Source organism: Streptomyces sp. NBC_01288, from assembly GCF_035982055.1.
Taxonomy (GTDB): Bacteria; Actinomycetota; Actinomycetes; order Streptomycetales; family Streptomycetaceae; genus Streptomyces.
On sequence record NZ_CP108427.1, the window covers coordinates 3,227,664 to 3,249,469 of the forward strand.

The following is a 21,806-nucleotide window of genomic DNA, read 5'->3' on the forward strand; positions in this document are numbered from 1 at the left end:
GTGCGCGCCGGTGTCCCAACCCTTGCACCACCCCGCACGTCTTGCGTTCTGAGGAGTCACCGTGGCCATCTCGGTCTTCGACCTGTTCTCGATCGGCATCGGCCCGTCCAGCTCCCACACGGTCGGCCCGATGCGGGCGGCCCGCATGTTCGCGCGCCGGCTGCGCAACGAGAACCTGCTGGACTCCGTCGCCTCCGTCCGCACCGAGCTGTACGGCTCCCTCGGCGCGACCGGCCACGGGCACGGCACCCCGAAGGCGGTGCTGCTCGGCCTGGAGGGCGAGTCGCCGCGCACGGTGGACGTGGAGAAGGCCGACGAACGGGTCGAGCGGATCAAGGAGTCGGGCCGCATCCGCCTCCTCGACGAGCACGAGATCCCCTTCTCCTACGACTCCGACCTGAAGCTGCACCGCCGAAAAACCCTCCCGTACCACGCGAACGGCATGACGCTGTGGGCGTACGACGCGGTGGGCGAGGAACTCTTGTCGAAGACGTACTACTCGGTGGGCGGCGGTTTCGTCGTCGACGAGGAGGCGGTCGGCGCCGATCGCATCAAGCTGGACGACACGGTCCTCAAGTACCCGTTCCGCACGGGCGACGAGCTGCTGCGCCTCACCCAGGAGACCGGCCTGTCGATCTCCGCGCTGATGCTGGAGAACGAGCGCGCCTGGCGCACGGAGGAGGAGATCCGGGCCGGGCTGCTGGAGATCTGGCGCGTGATGCAGGCCTGCGTCTCGCGGGGCATGTCGCGGGAGGGCATCCTGCCGGGCGGCCTCCGGGTCCGCCGCAGGGCCGCCATGTCGGCACGCCAACTCCGGGCGGAGGGCGACCCGTTGGCGCACGCGATGGAGTGGATCACGCTCTACGCGATGGCCGTGAACGAGGAGAACGCGGCGGGCGGCCGCGTGGTCACCGCCCCCACGAACGGCGCCGCCGGCATCATCCCGGCGGTCCTGCACTACTACATCAACTTCGTGCCGGGCGCCGACGAGGAGGGCGTGGTCCGCTTCATGCTCTCCGCCGGCGCCATCGGCATGCTCTTCAAGGAGAACGCCTCCATCTCCGGCGCCGAGGTCGGCTGCCAGGGCGAGGTGGGCTCCGCCTGCTCGATGGCGGCGGGCGCGCTGGCCGAGGTCCTCGGCGGCTCCCCCGAACAGGTCGAGAACGCGGCCGAGATCGGCATGGAACACAACCTCGGCCTCACCTGCGACCCCGTCGGCGGCCTCGTCCAGATCCCCTGCATCGAACGCAACGGCATGGCCGCGGTGAAGGCGGTCACCGCGGCACGGATGGCCATGCGGGGGGACGGGTCGCACAAGGTGTCCCTCGACAAGGTCATCAAGACGATGAAGGAGACGGGGGCGGACATGAGCGTGAAGTACAAGGAGACCGCTCGGGGTGGGCTGGCTGTGAACATCATCGAGTGCTGAAGAGCGTCTTCAGGGGCAGCTGTTCAAGGCCGGTACACCATCCCCGGCCGAGGCTTGGCAGGTGCGAGGAGTTCGGACACCGTGACGATGGTGTAGCCGCGCTGCCGGAGGGCCTTGATGATGCCCGGGACCGCGGGGACCGTGCCCTTGTGGAGGTCGTGGAGCAGGATGATGCCGTCGCGGTGGGTCTGGTCGAGGACGCGTCGGGTGATCAGGGCCGAGTCGGTTGTCTCGTAGTCCTTGGCCGTCACGCTCCACAACACCTGCGCAAGGCCCAACTCCCGGCAGATCTTTGCCACTTGGCGATTGGTGCGGCCCTCAGGCGGCCGCATCAGGACGGGCTTGGTGCCGGTGATCCGTTCGATGGCGTTCTGCGTGCGGGTCAGCTCCCGGCGGGCGTCGGTCGCGTCGATCCGGGTCAACACCCTGTGGTTCCAGGTGTGGTTGCCGATCTCGTGGCCCTCGTTCGCGATGCGGCGGATTATCTGCGGGTACTTCGCGATGTGGCCCTTGCCCTGGAGGAAGAACGTCGCGTGGAGATGGTCCCGCTCAAGGATGTCCAGGAGACGGGGAGTTGTGGGGCTCGGGCCGCCGTCGAAGGTGAGGGCCACGCACTTCACCTTGCGGCAGTCGACCGCCCCGGACGCCACCGGTCCCGACGCCTTGTTCCGGGCGGCGCGGGGTGAGGTGTGGTCGTACGTCGTGACCGTCAACGCCAGTGTCAGTGTGATGGCGAGGACGGTGGTCGTGGCTGCCGCGAGGGCGATGAGCAGGCGGGACCGGAATCGGGATCGGCGTATTCGCGCGGAAAGGGGCGCGGAAAAGGGCATGGGGTACCTCAACTTCGAACGCGGGAAAGGGTGTTGGGTGTGTGGGTGACCGGTCAGGCGGACCTGTGGCGGATCCACCGGACGCACAGCCCCGCGAGCCCCGCCGCCAGCAACACGCACAGGCCCGTCTCCGCCCACTGCAACGGCCACAGGTGGGACGACGGATGGAACTCCGCCCAGCGGCCCGTCCGGCCGTGCTGGGCAAGGCAGTTGGTGTAGTCGTCGCTCGCGTAGCAGCTCGGCAGGTCCGGTACGTGACGCCCGGTCGCGTCGGTCGCGCCCTCGGAGAGGACCCACGCGTTCGAGGGGGCCGCCGTGCCGGTCGGGTGCCGGACCGTGGCCAGGGTGGTGGGCAGGAGATGGCCCCGGACCGACTCCAGCAGATACATCGCCGCCGCGCTCACGGCCACCGTCGCGCCCATCGCCAGGACCGTGCGGCGCAGGATCAGGCCCGCGGTCACGCCGATGAGCAGGGAGAGCACGGACAGGCCGACCACCACGGGGCCGATGCCGTCGTACGGATACCACTGCCACCAGGGGAACCAGCCGCCCAGGAGGGAACCCGCCGGCCGCCACCACCAGGTCATCGCGGCGGCGATCGTGCCGCTGATCAGGATCGTCAGGACGACGGGGACCAGCAACTTGGCCACGAACCAGCGCAGTTGCGTGACCGACTGCGTGCACACGGTGCGGTAGGTGCCGGACTCCAGCTCCTGTGCCAGTTGGGGGCCGCCGAGGAAGACGCCGAAGACCAACGGCAGGGCGAGCATGGCCTGGAGGGGGCGGCGCATCGGGAACTGGTACGCCTGCGCGAAGGAGTTGAGCCTGTGGGAGCAGTCGCCGGCCGGGACGGTGGTACCCCGGCAGGCGTCGAGGTGGCCGTCGGCAATGGCGGTCACCATCTCCTGGTGGCGCACGATCGCGTACGCCGCCACGGCGACCGCGGCGCCGATGCCGATCCAGAACGCCAGCCGGTTCTGCCGCCAGACCAGCCAGGTCAGGCCCCGTAGCCGTAGCAGCCGTCGTAGTCGCGGCCGTTGCCGTCGTCCCGAACTGGTCGTGGGCGTCGGGTGGTTGGTGGTCAGGGACTCGGTCATGCCGTCACCTCGCGCCGCTCGCCGACCCGTGCCGTGGGTGTGATCAGCGGGGGTGCGTCGTCCGTCCGGAGGTGGGCCAACAGAAGGTCCTCCAGGGTCGGGAGGGCCGGGGCGTTGTCCGCCGGGAGCGGGCCCCTCGGGCGGATCAGTGCCGTCGTACGGCCGCCCGTGCTGCGGGTGTCCACGGTCACCTGGCCGGGGAGTCCCGCCAGCCGGGCCGCGTGTGCGTCGGGGGCGGAGACCGTGCGGTGGGCGGCGATGAGTTCGGCCACGTCCCCGGCGAGTCTGACGGTGCCGTTGTCGATCAGGACCAGGAAGTCGCAGGCGCCTTCCAGTTCGGAGACCAGATGGGAGGACATCACCACGGTCGAACCGTGCTGGGCGGCCTCGGACATCAGCAGGTCCATCATCTGGCGCCGGACCAGCGGGTCCAGGTCGGCCATGGGTTCGTCGAGCAGGAGCAGCCGGGGGCGTTTTCCCAGGGCCAGCGCGAAGGCCACGCGGGTGCGCTGGCCGCCGGACAGGGTGCCGACCCGGGCGTTCATCGGGATGTGGCCGGCGGCGACGACGCGTTCGGCGGTCTCCTGGTGCCAGGTCGGGTTCAGCTCGCGGCCGATACGCAGGGTGTCGGACACCCGGAAGCGCGGATAGAGCGCCTTCTCCTGGCCGAGGAACGCGGTGTGCTGCCGGGCCTCGGCGGACCGGGCCGCGTGTCCGCCCAGCCGGAGGGTGCCGGTGCTCGGTTCCAGCAGACCGGCGGCCAGCGAGAGCAGGGTCGTCTTGCCGGCGCCGTTCGGGCCGACCAGCGCGCAGACACGGCCGGCCGGCAGCCGGAACGAGCAGTCCCGCAGCGCCCAGCCACGCCGGTAGCGCCTGCCGAGGCCGACCGCCTCCAGCGCCGGGCGCTCTTCCGGATCAGTCATTGTGCTGCCGCGCGCGTGCGGTGGGGACCAGTAGCGCGACCCCGGCGAGCACCAGGGCCGGCCTGATCAGCGACGAGCCGTAGCCGGGTACGCCGAGACCCCAGAGCGTGAGGTGGGCGGGTTTCTTCATCGCCGGGCCTTTCATGGAGGGGGTGGGGAGGTGACTCCCGGAACGCTAGGAGCGCCGGTCCATGGGTGGCTTCGGCTCAAAGTCGGTGCTCCGACCTCGCCGTACGACCAAAGTCTCTAGACCAAAGTCGGTACGGCGTCCGGCGGCGGCGGCTCTACATTTGTGGCTTGTGAGCGGTTACCGGCGTGAGAAGACCATCGACCTGGGCCTTGTGGTGCTGGCCCTGGTGCTGTCGGCTGCCCTCTCGCTCGTCCAGGTCAGGGGGGATCTGGCGCTGAGCCCGGGACTGGGTTCCGGTACCTGGCCGTTCGACCGGCCGGTCTTCTCGTCGCCGCTGCTGCTCGGCTTCGCCTGGGCGGTGAACCCGGTCTCCCTGGTCGCCGTAGCAGCCCTGCTGTGGCGCAGGCGGTGGCCGACCGCCGTCGCCGTCGTGGCGATCGTCGCCGCGACCGTCACCCCGGCCGTCGTGCCCCTGATCATCGCGCTGTTCACCGTCGCCGTCCTCAGGCCACCGCGCACGATCCTGACCGTCGCCCTGCTGGCACTGCTGCCGATCCCCGTCCACTTCCTGAGCAGCCCCTACGTCTCCGGGGTGCCGATCGCCAACGCGGTGATCCTGGGAGTCCTGATCACCGCCGCGATCGGCTGGGGCCTGTTCGTCCGTTCCCTGAGCGAACGCGCCGAACGGGCCGAGGCGGAGGCGGTGTTGCGTGCGCAGCGCGCTCAGCGCGAGGCGCGGGAGGACATCGCGCGGGAGATGCACGATGTGCTGGCCCACCGGCTGTCACTGCTGAGCGTGCACGCGGGGGCGCTGGAGTTCAACGCCGGGGCGTCCGCGCAGGAGACCACCCGGGCCGCCGCGGTGATCCGGGAGAGCTCGCATCAGGCGCTGGAGGATCTTCAGGTGGTGCTGGAGGTGTTGCGGTCGCCGGCCGGGGGTCCCGCCGTGGACGGCGTCACCGGAACCCGACGGCCCGCGCGGACCGGGCTCGCCGAGGTGCCCGAGCTGGTCAGGGAGTCGCGGGACGCGGGCATGAAGGTCGACCTCGACATGGGCGGCACCGGGGCGGGTGACCGTGGCGGTCCTACGGGTATCGCCGGGCTCGCCGCGTACCGGTTCGTGCAGGAAGGGCTGACGAACGCCAGGAAGCACGCCCCCGGTACGCCGGTCAGGATCACGGTGGCGGGCGGCCCCGGCGACGGGCTCACCATGGAGCTGAGCAATCCGATCGATTCCGCCAACCCGGCCGGACGAGGTGACCCGCGCGACGGCGTCCCGGGTTCCGGGCAGGGGTTGATCGGCCTCGCGGAGCGCGTCGCGCTGGCGGGCGGCCGGTTCAGTCACGGCAGGGACGGAGCGGGATACGCGCTGCGGGCCTGGCTACCCTGGCCCGCATGATCCGTGTGCTGCTCGTCGACGACGACCCGCTGGTCCGCTCAGGACTCCGCCTCATGCTCAGCGGCGCCGACGACATCGAGGTCGTGGCCGAGGCGGCGGACGGTGGCGAGGTGCCCGACCTGGTCGACGAGCACGCCCCCGACCTGGTGCTGATGGACATCCGGATGCCCGGCGTGGACGGCCTGAAGGCGACCGAGCTGCTGCGGGCCCGGCCCGGCGCACCGGCCGTCGTGATGCTGACGACCTTCAAGGACGACGAGCAGGTCCTCGGTGCGCTGCGCGCGGGCGCCGCCGGTTTCCTGCTCAAGCACACCCCGCCCGCCGAGATCGTCGCGGCCGTGCGCAGGGTGAAGGCGGGCGAGCCGGTGCTCTCCCCCGCGGTGACCGAGCAGCTCATCGCCCGGGTCACCCAGGGCGGCGATACGACGGGCCCGCGCCGGCCGGAGACCGCCGAGGCCCGTCTCCGCCTCGACCGGCTGGGCGACCGGGAACGCGAGGTCGCCGTGGCCGTCGGCCGGGGCAGGACCAACGCGGAGATCGCGGCCGAGTTGTACATGAGCGTGGCCACCGTCAAGGCCCACGTCTCCCACATCCTCACCAAGCTGGAACACACCAACCGGGTCCAGATCGCCCTGACCGTGCACTACGCGGGACTGGTCTGACCCGCCACGGACGCGATAGAGCCCCTAGGTCCGACAGACCTCATAGGTCCAGCAGAGCCCATAAGTCAGGCAGAGCCCACAGGTCCGGGCAGAGCCCACAGGTCCGACAGATGTCCCACAGGTCCGACAGACGGAGACGAGACGTGACACCCAGCCCGGTCCCCCACGGCACCTGGACCTCACCGGTCACAGCGGACCTGGCATCACGCGGAATGACCGCGGGCCAGATCGCCGCACCCTCCTGTCCGGGCTTCCAGGGCGACGAGTTGTGGTGGATCGAACCTCGGCCGCAGGAGGACGGACGCTCGGCCCTGATGCGCGAGCGGCGCGCGGACGCCGACGCCGAGACCGTCCTGCCCGGGCCCTGGAACATCCGCAGCCGTGTGATCGAGTACGGCGGGCGCCCCTGGGCCACGGCGGCCGACGACCACGGCGTGCTCGTGGTGTTCGCCAACTTCCCCGACCAGCGGCTGTACTTGTACCGCCCGGACACCGAGGGCGCCGCGCCCCGGCCCCTGACGCCGGTCTCCCCCGTCGGCGGCGGACTGCGCTGGGCGGAGCCGGAGTTCGACCTGGCGCGCGGCGCGGTCCGTTGCGTACTGGAGGAGTTCACGGGTGAGGGTCCCGGGGATGTACGCCGGTTGATCGCGCAGGTCCCGCTGGACGGCAGCGCGGCCGAAGACCGCACCGCCGTAAGGGAGTTGAGCGACGACCGGCACCGCTTCGTGTCCGGTGCGCGGGTCTCCCCCGACGGCTCACGGGCTGTGTGGCAGGCCTGGGATCACCCTCATATGCCGTGGGACGCGGCCGAGTTGAAGATTGCCGAGGTCGGCGACGACGGACGCTTCCATCACGCCCGCACACTCATCGGCGGACCCGGAGATCCCGTGGCCCAGGCCGAATGGGCCGTGGACGGCACGCTGTTGGCCGCCCGCGAACGTACGGGCTGGTGGAATCTCCAGCGCGTCGACCCCGAGACCGGCGCCGCGCAGCCCCTGCACCGGGCTGCGGAGGAGTTCGCGGGCTCCCAACGTCTCGGCCTGCGCTGGTTCGCGCCCTTGGCCGACGGCCGGATCGCCGTGCTCCACGGCCGGGGAGCGCAACGCCTGGCCGTACTCGACCCGGCCGCCGGCGACCTCGTGGACGTGCCGGGCGGCCGGACCGAATGGCTGCCGCATCTCGCCGTGTCGGGGACCCGGATCGCGGGCGTCGCGGCCGGCCGCGAGACGTCGTACGAGGTCGTGGAGGTGGACGCCGGCGCGCTCACGCCGGACGCGGTCGGGCAACCCGCCACGCGCACCGCCGGACAACCCGTCACCCGCACCGCCGGACAACTCACCCTCCGCGTGGCCGGGCACCGGCATCAACCCTCCGTGGACGCGGTCTACTTGCCGGAGCCGGTCGCGCGCGTATTCAAGGGCCCGGACGGCCAGGAGGTGCACGCCCACCTCTACGCCCCACGCCACCCGGACCACACCACCGGCCCGGCACCGGACGACGACCCCGCACCGTACGTGGTGTGGGCGCACGGCGGCCCGAGCCTGCGCGCGCCTCTCTCCCTGAACCTCGAAATCGCCTACTTCACCTCGCGCGGCATCGGCGTGGTCGACGTCAACTACGGCGGTACGCCCGGCTACGGGCGCGAGTACCGGGAGCGGTTGCGGGAGCGGTGGGGTGTCGTCGATGTGGCGGACTGTGCCGCTGTGGCGAGGGAGTTGATCGACGAGGGCGTCGCCGACCCCGCCCGGCTGGCGATCCGGGGCGGCAGTGCCGGTGGTTTCACCGCGGCGGCGTCCCTGATCACCACCGACGTGTACGCGTGCGCGACCATGCTCTACCCGGTGCTGGACCTGGAGGTCCTGGCCGCAGGGGGCTCCCACGACTTCGAGTCGCACTACTTGGAGTCCCTGATCGGCCCCGACTCCCCCGATTCGGCGGCGCGTTACCGAGACCGCTCCCCCGCCGCGCACCCGCGGAACATCAAGGTGCCCTTCCTCCTGCTCCAAGGAGCCGACGACCCCATCTGCCCGCCCGCGCAGAGCCGGGAGTTCCTCGCGGGCGCGTCCGGCGTCCCGCACGCGTACCGGCTCTTCGAAGGAGAGGGGCACGGGTTCCGTCGCCGGGACACGATGGTCGCCGCGCTGGAGGCCGAACTCTCCTTCTACGGCCAGGTCTTCGGCTTCACACCGCCCGACGTGCCGGTGCTGGACCTGAGTACGGCGGGAGGGTCCCGCTAACGCGTCGTGAGTGTCGAGGCTCGCCTCGTTCCTGCCCGAACTCCGCGAAGCCTTCGAAGGAACACCGTGAGCAGCGCCAACCACCCACCGCCGAGCGCCAGTTACCGCGAACTGAGCGTCTGCCCCGATTCCGGCGGCCGTCAGTGCTTCCCTGTGAGAACCGCCCGCGCACCGCCACGAGGACTATGCTGCTGAACGGACGTCCCAGACCCCGGCGACTCGTCGTAGCTCGGCGCAGATGCTCGACACAGATGGCCATGGGGAGCGGATTCTTCGTCCGTCACCCGGCGCATCCCTGTACGCCCCCCTCTCGGCAGCGGGCCCTCGGCCCCGGAACTCCCGTCGCCACCAAGCCCGTTGCCGGATGGTCCCCCGAACCGAGGCGTCATGCCCCGTACGCAGCTCACCGTCCACCGCCATGACCGAAGGAAGCGGGCACTGATCACGCTGGTCGGCGAGATCGACCTGGAATCGGCCCCGCTGGTGCATACGGCACTGGTCCAGTGCCTGAGCGACGGCATCCGTACTCTCGACATCGACCTCACCCCCGTCTCCTTCTGTGACTGCACCGGCCTCAACGTCTTCCTCCACGCGGCGCAGAAGGCCGCCGAAGTCGGATGCACCCTGCGCCTGCACCGCCCGCCTCCGACACTCGGCCTGATCCTCGACCTCACCGGAGCCCAATTCCTGCTCCTGGGTGTGCCGTTGGGGTGTCTGTTGTCCCCTGCCGAGGGTGCCCAGGACCTCGCCGCCGCCGACACTCCGCCGCACCGAACCTTTCCGCTCGCCTCCCTGCTCTCGGGCGACGTACGGTGACCGCCCGGTCCGGGCGGGTCCGGATACGACCCGCGAACGGCCCAACGGCCTTACGAATATGGACACTTGGGTACGACCTCCGGACGCGGCGGCTCGAATGAGGCCCGGCAGCCGGTCGGCGCGGATCCAGGTGCTGGTGGCCGAGCAGGCGGCGTGGCGCGGTGGGCGGGCCGGTGTGGTGGACGTGTGCACCGCTGCCGTGGCCGCGCTGCCGGTCGGCGGGGCGGGGCTGTCCGCGATGTCCCGCACCACGGCGAGCCATCCGCTGTGCAGCACCGACGACATCAGCGAGCAACTGGAGGAGCTGCAACTGACGTTGGGCGAGGGCCCGTGCGTGGACGCGTTCCGGGACGGTTCGGCCGTCCTGACCCCGGACCTGCTCACCGGTCGGCTCCAGGACCGCTGGGCCGTGTTCGCGGACGCGGCCCTGGAAGCCGGGGCACGCGCGGTGTTCGCCCTCCCCCTGCAAGTGGGCGCGATCAGCCCGGGAGTTCTGGATCTGTACGCCGACGTTCCGACCGTACTGGATGCCGAACAGCTCGCCGACGCCCTCGCGTTCGCCGATCTCGCGACGCTGCTCCTGCTCGACGCCCGGATCGACGGGACAGGCGCGCCGTCCGGCCAACAGGCCCCGGCCGAACGGGACTTAGGGGATCTGGACGGATACCGCGCGGAGATCGACCAGGCCACCGGCATCCTCACCGTCCAGCTCGGTATCGGCATCGACGAGGCCTTCGTACGACTGCGCGCGCACGCCTATATGCGGGGGCGCCGGCTCGCCGACGTGGCCGCCGACGTCGTGGCCCACCGGCTCCGGTTCTCCCCGCACGCCGATCCGGACCAGGACGACGAGGACACCTGACGTGTCGGCCGACGCACAGACGGACGACGCGTCGACGGCGGCCGGCGGAGTCGACGGCGGACGTGCCGCACTTCCCGCCCCCTCCCGGCGGGACCCGGTCCCCAACGAAGGTGACACGATGAATCAGCAGCTCCTGGCCAAGACCTTCGTCGAACTGGCGGACAACCTGGTCGCCGACTTCGATCTGATCGACTTCCTGCGCCTGCTCACCGACCGCTGCGTGGGCGTGCTCGGAGCCGACGCGGCGGGCGTGCTGCTCGCGGACCGCGACGGCGAACTGCGTGTGCTCGCGGCCTCCGACGAACAGGTACGCCTCCTGGAACTGTTCCAGCTCCAGAACGACGAGGGCCCCTGCCTGGAGTGCTTCCGCTCCGGCACCCCCGTGATCGTCCCGGACCTGACCCGGGAGGCCGAGCGCTGGCCGCGCTTCGTCACGACGGCCCACGGCAGCGGTTTCACGGCCGTACAGGCGCTGCCGATGCGGCTGCGGGACGAGGTCGTCGGCGCTCTCAACCTCTTCCGGGCGGCCCCCGGTCCGTTCGACCCGGCGGCCACGATGATCGCCCAGGCCCTGGCCGACGTAGCCACCATCAGCCTGCTCCAGCAACGCTCCAGCCACCTCAGCACGATCCTCAACGAGCAGCTTCAGACCGCGCTGAACAGCCGGGTCCTGATCGAGCAGGCCAAGGGCAAGCTCGCCGAACGCCTCGGCATCGACATGGAGCGCGCCTTCACCACCCTGCGCGGCTACGCCCGCTCGCACAACCGGCGCCTGTCGGAGGTGGCCCGCGCCTTCGTGGACGACTCCGAGCCGCTGCCCGGTCTGGGGGCCTCGGCCGGTCCGGGGTCCTGACCCGCTCGACGGTCCGGACGGCCGCCGCCGCTGTGGAGCGGCGGCGGCCGTGGCCACGAGGATGAGAGGCCCCCCTCCAACGTCTCCTCGCGCGTGTCCTCCACGGCGGCGGGTCTGGTGGGAGCACCCCGTCGGAACTGCCGGGAGAACGGAGCGGGAGCCGCGCACTCCGGCTATGCGGCTCCGGCCGGTCTCGATTCCGGCTCGGGGGCTGGGAGCCTGGGCGGGGAAGCGCACCGGTACCGCAGCACATGGTCGCGGTCCCGTCTTCCCCGCATGGAGCCTAGAACAGACTTGGGCAAAGCGGAACAGTGTCTTACGCCGGAGCGTGAGCCGTGCCCGCGGTCGGAGTGATCGGGTAGCGGTGGACAGGTGGCAGGCCGGGCAGCAACCCCGGCCAGACCGTGTCGATGACATGCGCGCTCGGCGTGAACAGCGGCTGCGGCAATGTGGGCAGGTCGGCGACCTCGTGCCACTCCCAGCGGTGGATCAACTGCGGTTCGGTGACGGTCGGTTGACCGGTCCAGGCGGTGACGCGGACGGCACCCGTCAGCCGGGGCATGCCGTGCGTGGAGTCCATCAGGAGGGCGAGCAGCCGCGCGCCTCCCGGGACCGGGTCGGCCTTCAGACCGGTCTCCTCCTCCAACTCCCTTATGCCCGCCTCCAGAAAGCCCTCGCCGGCGTCGTTCTTTCCACCGGGCAACTCCCAGACCCCACGCACCGACCAGCCGAGCAGGATCCGCCCCGCCGCGTCGGTCACGACGACACCGGCACCGGTGAGGGCGTGCGGCGAGGGCCGCTTCTTGCCCGCGCAGGTGACGGCCGCGGGGGCGGGATCACGCAGGACGACGAACGCGAGCCCGTCGGCGTCGTACCGCTCGGCCACCGCCCAACTCGCTCCCAGCGCACGGATCTCCTCGTCGTCGAGGGCGATGGAACGCCTGCCGTCGACCCCCTCCTCCGCAACGGGCGTGATGACGCAGACCACGCCACCGGGTCGCAACCGCTCCCGCAGCCGGTTCATCACCCGAGTCCGGTCGTGGACGAAGGCCCAGCTGAGGCGGAAGGTGATCAGGTCGTAGGCGGGATGCGGCAGGACGTCGAGACTGTCGTGTTCGATGTCGAGCAGGTGGTAGTTCACCGCCGAGGCGGGGGTGGCTGAGGACAGGTCTTCGGCACGGGCACGGGCCAGGGCGGCGGGCGCGAAGTCGACGGCGTCGACCTCGTACCCCGACTCGGCCAGATGGCGGGCGAGTTCACCCAGCCCGCAGCCGACGTCCAGGGCGTGTCCGCCACCCTCGGAGGCCGGGGCGTGCTCGGCGAGCAGCGCGCGTTGGGAGTCACGGAGCGGGCTGAAGGTGTCGCCGTCGGCGTAGTGCGCGTCCCATGCGTCGGTCACGGGGGTTCCTCCCTACGAGGTGGTGATCGGTCAGCGGTCGTTCGACAGGGTCAGGAGTTCGGCGAACAGGCCGCCGCCGTGGGCGAGTTCGTCGTACGTACCCTGTTCGGCGATGCGGCCGTGCCGCATGACCACGACCCGGTCGGCGATCTTCGTGTTGACCAGTTGGTGGGTGACCACGATCGTCATACGGCGCGCGGCGATCGCCTTGATCTGTTCGAGGATGGCGTGTTCGCCGCGGGCGTCCATCTGGCTGGTCGGCTCGTCCAGGATCAGCAGGTCCGGCTGCCGGTACAGGGCCCTCGCACACGCCAGGCGCTGCCACTGCCCGCCGGACAGTTCGGTACCGCCCCACAGCTCGCGGGCCAGCAACGTGTCCAGCCCGTACGGGAGTTCCGCCACCGCCTCCCGCAGTCCTACGGCGTCCAGCGCCTCCCACACCAGCAGGTCGTCGTCGGTGCGGGGCTGGCCGAGGGTGACGTTGTCGCGGACGTTGAGGGGCCACTGGGCGAAATTCTGCGGCACCAGTCCCGACAGCTCCCACAGCCTGTCCGGGGCGAGACCCGCGAGGTCGTGCCCGTTCCAGCTGACGGTGCCCTTGTCGGCGAGGAAGATGCCCGCGAGGAGTCTGGTCAGGGTGGACTTTCCGGAACCGTTCTCGCCGACCACCGCGAGGATCTCGCCGCGCCGCAGGGTCAGCGAGACCCCGGCCACCGCGGGGATCTCCTTGCCCGGGTAGCAGTAGACGGCCTCGTCGAGGCGGATCTCCTCCACCGGCGTCCCGGGTCCCGACTCCCCGCGCCTCGGGGCGCGTTCGGCGGCGAAGGCGAGGAAGCCCTCCAGGTCGGCGAGGTAGAGGGCGGTGTGGAACATCGCGGCGCCGTAGATGACGAGTTGGCCGAGCGCGGCGAGGGTGGTCTGGACGGCGACGACCGCCGTGGCGGCGATGGCGGGTTCGACGCGTCCGGTGGCGGCGAGCCAGGCGAGCGCGGCCCAGGTCGCGACGAGGAAGACACCGCCGATCGCCGAACTGGCCAGCACGATCCGCAGCATGCGCGGCGCCACGTCCAGGATCCGGCGGTCGATGCGCTCGGAGATCGTCCGGTGCCAGAACCCGAGGTAGGGGACCATCCCGTTGGCGCGGATCTCGTCCGAGAACTTCGGGCTGGTCACCCAACCCCGCATGTTCTGGCGGACGTTGCGGTCGCCGACGTTGGCGTAGTGCGTCTCGTACTGGACCTTCGCGTGCAGGATCGCGCCCACGCCGGCGGGCACGACCGCGAGCAGCAACAGGGGCAGCAGCAGCGGGTGCAGCACGGACAGCACCCCGCTCGCGCTGACCATCCGGACCACGGCGGCGGTGAAACGCGTGGCGTCCTGCACCATCACATGGCCCCGGATCACCCCCATCTCCGCGGCCTCCTGCCGGTCCGCGAAACCGTCCTCGGCGCGCGCGGCGGCCTCCACCCGGCACACCGCCTCGACCAGGGAACTGTCCGCCGCCGTGGTCAGCCGCGGGGTGATCCGCCCGTCCGCGTACGAGGACAACGCGCTCGCGACCCGGCCGACCGCCGCCGCGACGGCGATGACCAGCAGCGCGGGCAACGCCTGATGCAGCCGATCACTCACGGGCCCGGCGGCCAGCACCGAGCGCATCGCCCGCGCGGTGGACAGCAGCAGCACTACGGCGCCTGCGCCGACGGCCAGTTGGCAGCCGGCCAGCAGCAGCACGGCGGACCGGTCGATGGCCCACGCCATCCGCGCGGTCTGCGCGAGCACGGAGGGCAGTCGCGCGCACAGCTTCCCGAACTCGGCCTCGGCCAACGGGTTCTGGGCATGCTTGCCCTCGTAGCGGATCTCGGCGGGTTGGGGCGGCGGCACGCGCGAGGCGGTCCCGGGCGACGGGGTCCGGTCGGCCGTCCCGGCGCTCATCGGGTCACCCCCTCGGTACGGCGGGGCATCAACCGACGCGCTGGTAAGCGGTGTTGGCGGTGAGTCATACGGCAGCCTCCCCCGGCGGCCCCCGCACTAGCCGCCCGACCACCTCTAGCCACACGGGTGCTGCCCCAGGGGCCGCTGGGACGTGTGGTCACGACACCGTGTTCGAGTGGCCGTACAGCGGGCCGTCACCTGATCGAGGGATGGCCGGACAGCACCGAACCGCCCCGGTGACGCGGGGGATCGGCCACCGGGACGGTGAATCGGGCGGGCCGTTCGGCCGCGTTCCCGGAGGCGCGGCTGGTCGGCGCTTTCAAGAACGTCTGGTGGGAGACCTTCGGCGGCACCCCCGACCCGTCCGTCCCCGGCATCCACGTGATCTCCGACGACGAGGAGGCGAAACGGACGTTCCTGGGGCTCTGCGCGGCGACGCCCTTCACCTACGTCGACGGGGGCGGGGTGGACCAGGCTCGCCGGGTGGAACGGATGGCGTTGCGCGGGGTGGGGTCGGCGGGGGTGCTCGCGGCCTGAACTGTCAGCGAGCGTCGGCGTGCGCGCTCCGGCAGGCACCGCCCGGTGCGCCGCAGCGCCCCCGTCGGCGGAATCCGGCCCTTTCCGGACTGGAGTACCGTGGCATTACCGAGCGCACCTCGCACGCCGTCAGCCGTTTCGGCGTCGCCCTCGGGGAACGGCAACGCCGGAGCGCTTCGTGTCCGGCCGGAAATGAGCCGCCCCACATGAGCCTGATGAGTCTCGGAGTACTGCACTCCTCCCGCAAGGAGAACGAGTTCCGGCTGCCGCTGCACCCGCGGCACCTGGACCGGATCGACCCGGACCTACGAGCGCGGATCTTCCTCGAAGAGGGCTACGGCGAACGGTTCGGCATCGCCGACGACGCGCTGCGGCCCCTCGTCGGCGGCCTCCGTTCGCGTGAGCGACTGGTCGCGGAGTGCGACATCATGCTGCTGCCCAAGCCCATGCACGAGGACCTCGCCGAGCTGCGCGAGGGTCAGGTGCTGTGGGGCTGGCCGCACTGTGTGCAGGACGAGAAGACGACACAGATCGGCATCGACCGCCGACTGACGCTGATCGCCTGGGAGGCCATGAACCACTGGACCTCCACGGGCGCCTTCAGCGTCCACGTGTTCCACAAGAACAACGAGCTGGCCGGCTACTGCTCGGTGCTGCACGCCCTGCAACTCGGCGGGCTGACCGGGAGCTACGGCCGCCGGCTGCGCGCGGTGGTCATAAGCTTCGGCGCCACGGCGCGCGGCGCGGTCACGGGCCTGGGTGCCATGGGTGTCTCCGACGTCACGGTGCTCACGCAGCGCGCGGCGGCGGCCGTGGCATCGCCGATGCCGTCGGTCGTGATGGGCCACTTCCAGGAGCGGGAGGACGATCCCACCCGCCTGGAGGCCGTCACCGGGCTCGGGCCCGTGCCGCTGGCGCAGTATCTGGCGGGGTTCGACATCGTCGTCAACTGCGTACTACAGGACACCGACGCGCCACTGATGTTCGTCAACAACGAGGAACTCGCGCTGTTCCAGCCGGGGACCTTCTTCATCGACGTGGCCTGCGACGAGGGCATGGGCTTCGCCTGGGCCCGGCCGAGCGGCTTCGGCGACCCGATGGCCACGGTCGGACCGGGCTGCCACTACTACGCCGTGGACCACAGCCCGTCCCACCTGTGGAACTCCGCGACGTGGGAGATCAGCGAGGCGCTCCTGCCGTATCTGCGTACGGTCATGAGCGGTCCGGCCGACTGGGACGGCGACGTCACGGTCCGGAAGGCCATCGAGATCCGGGACGGAGTCGTCCAGAACCCGAAGATCCTCTCCTTCCAGCACCGGTCGGCCGCCTACCCGCACAGCCCCGAGGCGCGACGGCCCGGAGGTCATGAGGTGAGGCGGCCTGACGGCAAGCCGGTTGAGGGCCCGGTGGTGGTCTAGCTCCGGTTGACACCGGTGGCCACCGCGTGGCCGATGAAGAGATAGACGAGGGCGGGCAGGCCGTAGTTGACGACAGTGCGCCAGTCCGCCGAGTGGATGGTGAACAGGTTGTGCGACCAGCCTGAAAGCCAGTTGGCCGCGTTGTGGACCCAGTCGACCGAGTTGTTCGCGGTGTTGGCGTCGAACAGATAGAGAGCGATCCACAGGATCAGGATCAGTGCCGCGATGTCCGCGATGACGGAGATGACCGTCCCCGCGGGGCTTCCGCCGTAGCGTCTGGACATGTTCAACGGATGGCCCGGAACGCCGAGTTGAAACCTCTCGGCGTCCGGTGCCGTCAACGGCGGGCCAGTTGGCGCTCGCCGCCGGCGCCCGGCTGGTACGGCAGGCCGTAGTGCTTGAAGATCCCTTCCTCCTGCTCGGCGGGCAGCACGTCGTCCGTACCGATCGAAGGGGCCTGCTTCACCAGTGCCTTGGGATAGCCGACCTTCACATAGTCCGGCCCCACGATCGCGTCGTCCAACGGTACGAAGATCAGCCGATGCCGCGTGGGCAGCCCGACCCGAACCGTCGCCATGGCCGGCTCATCGGTCGCGGTGTCCACATACACGGCCTCCAACACCCCGATCTTGTGCGCCTCCGCATCCACGACGTCCCGCTCCCGCCACTCCCGGACATCGGCTGCGTGAATCATGGCCTTCTCCTTCGGACGGCTCGTCCAACAGCGGGGTCCAGAGCGCTATTGCGAGGGCGGGGGCCGGTTCGACCAGGGTAGTCCTCGCCGTGGGACGCGGACAGTGATCGGGAGCGACGGCCGGAAGCGGATGGCCACCGGACGCCTGTCCGGGAGGTGCGGGGAGGGCTAGCGTGTGGCGTACGGCCCCAGCCCCCGGCAGCGTCGACCCTCGCTCGCTCTCTCGCGCCCCCCCTGGGCGCATCTCGCGTATCGGTGCCGGAACACGACGCGGTATCGACGTGCTCCGTGCGGGCGCCCGTTCCGCCGCCCGCCGCCTCGTACGCGTTTCACGACAGGCGGACACATGTACGCGCTGATCGTTCCGGCTTCGACCCCCTTCGTCCTGCTCGCCACCGTCCTGGGCCTGTCCTGGTGGGAGGACCGCGTCCTGCCGACACCGGCACCGGCTCCGCTCCCCCAACTCACCAGCCCCGAAGCCCCGTTGACCGAGACTCCGGCTACCGCGAACTCACCGGCGTCACCCCAACAGACCGGCCGGCGCCCGTAGTTCGGAATGAAGCGGGAGCCGGACCCTGAAGGTGGCCCCGCGTCCGGGCGCGGAGTCGATCTCGACTCGCCCCGCGTGCGCGGCGACCAGGGACTCGACGATGGCCAGCCCCAGCCCGGCGCCGCCGGTGGCACGGGTGCGGGACGTGTCGGCGCGGTAGAAGCGTTCGAAGATGTGGGCGGTCTGGGCCGGGGTGAGCCCCGGCCCCTCGTCCGCCACCTCCAGGACCGCGTCCCCGCCGACCGTGCCCACACCGATGCGGATCGCGGTACCGGGCGGGGTGTGGGCGACCGCGTTGCCGACGAGGTTGGTCACGACCTGGCGCAGGCGGGCCTCGTCGGCCAGGGCGGGGGCCGAGGCGGGAGCGCCGGTGCCGGCCGGGCCGGTGAGGGTGACCGGGCGGGTCGCGTCCAGGGCCCGTACGTCGTGCAGGGCGTCGGCGGCGAGGGTGCGCAGGTCCGTCGGGGCCAGTTCGAGGGCCGGACCGGAGTCGCCGCTGGTGCCCAGGCTGTGCTCGTCGAAGCGGGCCAGCAGCAGCATGTCCTCCACCAGCCGGGCGAGCCGGTCCGACTCCCGGGCGATACGGGCCATCGTGGCGTCGATGTCCTCCCGGTCGGAGACCGCGCCCATGCGATGCAGATCCGTGAGGCCCTTGATACCGGCCAGCGGGGTACGCAGCTCATGGCTGGCGTCGGCGACGAAGCGGGTCATCCGCGCCTCGGACTCCGCGCGCGCGTCGAATGCCGTCTCCACCTGCGCGAGCATGCCGTTCAGGGCGGTGGCGAGACGCCCCATCTCCGTGTGCGGGCCCGCCAGTTCGGGGACGCGGCGGGACAGGTCACCGGCCGCGATCTCGGCCGCCGTCTGCTCGATCCGGGTCAGCGGGCGCAGCCCGGAGCGCACCGCGAACCACCCGGCAAGACCCAGCACCACGAGCAGCCCGAGCCCGGTGGTTTCGTAGATGTGCCACATCCGGTCCACCGTGCCGTCCACCTGGCTCATCGACGCCGACACGATCACGCTGCCGCCCGCGTCGGCACCCCCACCGCCGCCCGGCAGCGCGGCGCGCGGCACCCGGGGCACGGCGATCGACCGCCACCGGGTGTCCCCCGAGGTGCCGGCCACGGTGAACGCCTTGCCCGCACGGGCGGCGACGGCGGACGCGTCCAGCCCGGGCAGGTCGGGCCCCGACGCGTCATCGGTGCGCTTCGGCCCGGCGAGCGAGTCGATGCTGCTCTCTACGACGCCGTCCTTGTCCACGTACGTGATGACCGGGTTGCCCAGCACCTCCGTACTGAAGTCGGTGAGTCCGGGCGGCATCTTCCCGTCGGCCCCGGTCTTCGCCACGGTCGGCGGGAGTACGGCGAACACCTGCGCGGAGGCGCGGAGTTGGGCGTCGACGCGGTCCACCATGTAGGCACGCAGGGCGTTCCCGGTGACGAGGCTGAACGCGGTGAACCCGGCCGTCAGCAGCACCACGGCGATCAGCAGCACCCGGCTCCGCAGCGAGGCCCGCGCCCAGAACACCTGCGGCCGGAGCCAGTCGCGGGTGCTCATGCCCGCGGCCCGCGCAGGACGTACCCGACCCCGTGCACCGTGTGGATCAGTTTCGGCCCGCCGTTGTCCAACTTCCGCCGCAGATAGCTGATGTACGTGTCGACGATTCCGGTGTCGCCGCCGAAGTCGTACTCCCACACCCGCCCGAGGATCTGTGCCTTGCCGACCGTGCGCCCGGCGTTGGTCATCAGGTAGTGCAGCAGCCGGAACTCGGTCGGCGAGAGCCGTATCGGCTCGCCCGCGCGGGTCGTCTGGACGCCCTCCGGGTCGAGTTCGAGATCGGCGACCCGCAGCAGCGCCGAGGGATCACCGCTCGTGCGGCGCAGCACCGCGCCGATCCGGGCGATCAGCTCCTGGAGGTCGAAGGGCTTGGTGACGTAGTCGTCGCCGCCCAGGACGAGCCCCTCGATCTTGTCCTGGGCGGCGTCGCGGGCGGTGAGGAACACGACCGGGATGTGCCCCGCGCGCGAGTCCCTGCCGCGCTGCTCCCGCAGTCGCCGGATCACCTCGAAGCCGTCCATGTCGGGCAGCATCACGTCCAGCAGGACCAGATCCGGCGACACGGCACGGGCCCCGTCCAGCGCCTCCTGCCCGGTGGCCGCCGCCGCGACCGTGAAACCGGCGTGCCGCAGCGCCGCGCACAGCAGCTCCCGTACGGTCGGCTCGTCGTCCACGACCAGCAGGTTCACGTCGGTGGTGGTGGGCCGGGACGGGTGCGGTCCTGCCCGCTCAATGGTTGCCAAGGGGTGCCTCCAGGGTGCCGGGATCGGTTCCCGGCGCCGGGGCGTGCGAGGACGCGGCCGACGGGGACTTGCGCGCGAGGATACGGCGGGGGGATGTCATTCCTCCGTAAAGGTCCGCTGTGCGCAGCAGGCTCCCCAGGAAACCGGCCACGCTTCCGGCGAGCAGCCCGAACACCACCGTCCACAGCACGCTGCCGGTCAGCTCGGCCCGCGTACCGCCCATCTCACTCCCGAACATGCTGACCCCGAAGTGCCCGGACGCCCCGGCCGGCCAGGCCGCCGAGCCGAGGACGACCGCCGTGACGAGGCCGAACCGCTCGGCCGTCCCGAGGTGCCGGGCGAGCGGGCCGTCGTAGCGATGCAGCGGGCGGCTGTGCGCGGGGACCGTGTTCCGGGCGGCTACGAAGGCGCAGGTCAGGAGGATGACGGCGGTCACGACGAGCGCCCCGAGCCACAGCGGCCAGCCGCCCGCCGACAGACTCCTGAGGTGCTCGGTACGGTCCTGCTGCCGCGCGGTGGCCTGCTGTCCGCCGCCGCCCAGGGCGCCCATGAGGGAGGCGAGCGGGTTGCCGCCCTGGCTCTGCACGGGGTGCGTCGCGGCGGTCCAGGGCGCGCCCACGCCGAGCGTGAGCAGCACGGCCAGCGCGTTCGGCGCGAGCAGCAGCACCCCGCCGGCCACCGTCCCGACCCGCCCACCGGCCACCACCCCGACGAACGTCACCAACGCCATCGGTACGACGACCAGGACCACGAGGGTGCGTACGACGGCCGAGAGACTCGGCGCCCACCCGGGCCGCACCCGGTCCACGGCCCCGCCCAGCGGCACCCGCACCCGGCGGCTGACCAGGCATCCCAGCGCGAGGACGACGGCCACCCACACCAGGGCGCCGAACGCGGTCGAGCCGACGTGGACGTCGTACGACATGGTCGTGTCCTGCGCGGAACCGCCACCGCCGCTGCTGCCGCCGAACATCCCGCCGAGCGCGCCCATCCCGCTCGCCCCGGCGCCCTGCGCCCCGCCCCCGAGGCCGCGGCTCATCGCCGACGCGGGCAGGCTGAACGTCCCGTGCGCGAGGGTGGCGACCAGCACGAACGCGACGAGTGCCGCCGCTCCGGCACCGGCGGCCCGAGCGCCCAACTCCCGCGCGGTGAGCGGCCGTTGCCGCAACCGTCGCGAGAACACCAGCCACAGCACCAGGGACCCGACGAGCGTCACCCCGAGCGGTGTGATGTCGGCGGCGCCGCTCATCGAGGGGCTCATGCCGCCCCCGCCGCCGAAGAGTCCGGACAGCACCGAACTCATCGACCCCGAACCGCCCGTACTCCCACCGGAGTTGACCGAGCCGGCACTCACGGACCCGCCAACTGCCATGGCGGCCAAGGCCATTGCCATCGTGCCCGGCGATCCAACCGACCCCGCCCCCAGCAGCCACAGCGCGAGCCACGCCACGGCGGCCATCGCGACGAGCCCACACAGCGCGGCCGCGGCTCCTTCGAGGGCGCCGGCTCCCGGACCGTCGGGCAGGGGTACGGAAACAGGACGGGACCTTGCGGTCGTAGAGGCAGAGGCAGAGGCAGGCATCGCGGTAACCCTCCGGGGCGTTTCGGGGACGTCGTCCGCACAAGGTGGCGTACGCGTTTGCCGGGTTCCGGAGAGGTTCTGGGAGGTTTCTGAGAGTCGGCGGGGAACGGGTGCAGGTCACGGGCGCGGGGCGGCGCGCGGCCGACCGGGTTCCCA

21 protein-coding genes are annotated in these 21,806 nt (G+C 71.5%); 10 read left to right on the forward strand and 11 right to left on the reverse strand.

The genetic code is table 11. The annotated features are described in order from the left end of the window. The first annotated feature begins 61 nt into the window (after positions 1-61). Complete coding sequence (locus OG194_RS13830) at positions 62-1,429, forward strand: L-serine ammonia-lyase (protein WP_327401167.1); 1,368 nt, start codon at positions 62-64, stop codon at positions 1,427-1,429. Positions 1,430-1,452: 23 nt separating this feature from the next. Here the strand turns inward: OG194_RS13830 and OG194_RS13835 are convergent, their stop codons facing one another. Genes OG194_RS13835 through OG194_RS13850 form a run of 4 tightly spaced genes read right to left on the reverse strand, consistent with a single transcriptional unit; the run spans position 1,453 to position 4,409 of the window. Further along, entirely contained in the window at positions 1,453-2,259 is an 807-nt protein-coding gene (locus tag OG194_RS13835) for a polysaccharide deacetylase family protein (RefSeq protein ID WP_327401168.1), read from the reverse strand. A 53-nt stretch (positions 2,260-2,312) separates the two neighbouring features. Next, positions 2,313-3,356: an ABC transporter permease gene (locus OG194_RS13840; protein WP_327401169.1), complete on the reverse strand. Its 1,044-nt coding sequence runs from the start codon at positions 3,354-3,356 to the stop codon at positions 2,313-2,315. Then, positions 3,353-4,279 (reverse strand): ABC transporter ATP-binding protein, encoded by a 927-nt coding sequence (locus OG194_RS13845; protein ID WP_327401170.1) that lies wholly within the window; start codon positions 4,277-4,279, stop codon positions 3,353-3,355. Before OG194_RS13845 ends, OG194_RS13840 begins: the two co-directional genes overlap by 4 nt. Continuing rightward, entirely contained in the window at positions 4,272-4,409 is a 138-nt protein-coding gene (locus tag OG194_RS13850) for a hypothetical protein (RefSeq protein WP_327401171.1), read from the reverse strand. Before OG194_RS13850 ends, OG194_RS13845 begins: the two co-directional genes overlap by 8 nt. 169 nt (positions 4,410-4,578) lie before the next feature. Between OG194_RS13850 and OG194_RS13855 the strand changes: the two genes are divergently transcribed. From OG194_RS13855 to OG194_RS13880, 6 genes are all read left to right on the forward strand, one after another. Further along, positions 4,579-5,808, forward strand: coding sequence for a sensor histidine kinase (locus OG194_RS13855; protein WP_327401172.1), 1,230 nt, complete (start codon positions 4,579-4,581; stop codon positions 5,806-5,808). Next, on the forward strand, positions 5,805-6,470 hold the full coding sequence (locus tag OG194_RS13860) for a response regulator transcription factor (protein ID WP_327401173.1): 666 nt from the start codon (positions 5,805-5,807) through the stop codon (positions 6,468-6,470). Before OG194_RS13855 ends, OG194_RS13860 begins: the two co-directional genes overlap by 4 nt. A 143-nt stretch (positions 6,471-6,613) precedes the next feature. Next, positions 6,614-8,707: an alpha/beta hydrolase family protein gene (locus OG194_RS13865; RefSeq protein ID WP_442811547.1), complete on the forward strand. Its 2,094-nt coding sequence runs from the start codon at positions 6,614-6,616 to the stop codon at positions 8,705-8,707. Positions 8,708-9,094: 387 nt separating this feature from the next. After that, positions 9,095-9,523, forward strand: a complete 429-nt coding sequence (locus OG194_RS13870) for an STAS domain-containing protein (RefSeq protein ID WP_327401174.1) — start codon at positions 9,095-9,097, stop codon at positions 9,521-9,523. Between the two features lie 97 nt (positions 9,524-9,620). After that, complete coding sequence (locus tag OG194_RS13875; protein WP_327401175.1) at positions 9,621-10,385, forward strand: ANTAR domain-containing protein; 765 nt, start codon at positions 9,621-9,623, stop codon at positions 10,383-10,385. 118 nt (positions 10,386-10,503) lie between these two features. After that, entirely contained in the window at positions 10,504-11,238 is a 735-nt protein-coding gene (locus OG194_RS13880) for a GAF and ANTAR domain-containing protein (RefSeq protein WP_327407061.1), read from the forward strand. 316 nt (positions 11,239-11,554) lie between these two features. Here the strand turns inward: OG194_RS13880 and OG194_RS13885 are convergent, their stop codons facing one another. Both OG194_RS13885 and OG194_RS13890 read right to left on the reverse strand, forming a co-directional pair. After that, positions 11,555-12,637 (reverse strand): bifunctional class I SAM-dependent methyltransferase/NUDIX hydrolase, encoded by a 1,083-nt coding sequence (locus tag OG194_RS13885; protein WP_327401176.1) that lies wholly within the window; start codon positions 12,635-12,637, stop codon positions 11,555-11,557. Between the two features lie 30 nt (positions 12,638-12,667). After that, complete coding sequence (locus OG194_RS13890) at positions 12,668-14,569, reverse strand: ATP-binding cassette domain-containing protein (protein ID WP_327401177.1); 1,902 nt, start codon at positions 14,567-14,569, stop codon at positions 12,668-12,670. Positions 14,570-14,833: 264 nt separating this feature from the next. On the opposite strand from OG194_RS13890, the gene OG194_RS13895 reads away from it, so the two are divergent. Together OG194_RS13895 and OG194_RS13900 are read left to right on the forward strand one after the other, a co-directional pair. Then, a complete protein-coding gene (locus OG194_RS13895; protein WP_327401178.1) occupies positions 14,834-15,106 on the forward strand; it encodes a hypothetical protein in 273 nt (90 codons plus the stop codon). Positions 15,107-15,312: 206 nt separating this feature from the next. Continuing rightward, positions 15,313-16,524, forward strand: a complete 1,212-nt coding sequence (locus OG194_RS13900; protein ID WP_327401179.1) for a N(5)-(carboxyethyl)ornithine synthase — start codon at positions 15,313-15,315, stop codon at positions 16,522-16,524. Here the strand turns inward: OG194_RS13900 and OG194_RS13905 are convergent. Together OG194_RS13905 and OG194_RS13910 are read right to left on the reverse strand one after the other, a co-directional pair. After that, on the reverse strand, positions 16,521-16,808 hold the full coding sequence (locus OG194_RS13905) for a hypothetical protein (protein WP_327401180.1): 288 nt from the start codon (positions 16,806-16,808) through the stop codon (positions 16,521-16,523). The two genes, OG194_RS13900 and OG194_RS13905, sit on opposite strands and share 4 nt — an antisense overlap. Positions 16,809-16,861: 53 nt before the next feature. Continuing rightward, positions 16,862-17,218, reverse strand: coding sequence for a PRC-barrel domain-containing protein (locus tag OG194_RS13910; protein ID WP_327401181.1), 357 nt, complete (start codon positions 17,216-17,218; stop codon positions 16,862-16,864). A gap of 346 nt (positions 17,219-17,564) precedes the next feature. On the opposite strand from OG194_RS13910, the gene OG194_RS13915 reads away from it, so the two are divergent. Continuing rightward, positions 17,565-17,768: a hypothetical protein gene (locus tag OG194_RS13915; RefSeq protein WP_327401182.1), complete on the forward strand. Its 204-nt coding sequence runs from the start codon at positions 17,565-17,567 to the stop codon at positions 17,766-17,768. On the opposite strand, the gene OG194_RS13920 is transcribed toward OG194_RS13915, so the two are convergent. Genes OG194_RS13920 through OG194_RS13930 form a run of 3 tightly spaced genes read right to left on the reverse strand, consistent with a single transcriptional unit; the run spans position 17,739 to position 21,650 of the window. Beyond that, positions 17,739-19,325, reverse strand: a complete 1,587-nt coding sequence (locus OG194_RS13920) for a sensor histidine kinase (protein WP_327401183.1) — start codon at positions 19,323-19,325, stop codon at positions 17,739-17,741. The two genes, OG194_RS13915 and OG194_RS13920, sit on opposite strands and share 30 nt — an antisense overlap. Next, on the reverse strand, positions 19,322-20,068 hold the full coding sequence (locus tag OG194_RS13925; RefSeq protein WP_327401184.1) for a response regulator transcription factor: 747 nt from the start codon (positions 20,066-20,068) through the stop codon (positions 19,322-19,324). Before OG194_RS13925 ends, OG194_RS13920 begins: the two co-directional genes overlap by 4 nt. Then, positions 20,055-21,650 carry a streptophobe family protein gene (locus OG194_RS13930; protein ID WP_327401185.1) on the reverse strand — a complete coding sequence of 532 codons (1,596 nt, stop codon included), beginning with the start codon at positions 21,648-21,650 and terminating at the stop codon, positions 20,055-20,057. Before OG194_RS13930 ends, OG194_RS13925 begins: the two co-directional genes overlap by 14 nt. Positions 21,651-21,806: the final 156 nt, after the last annotated feature.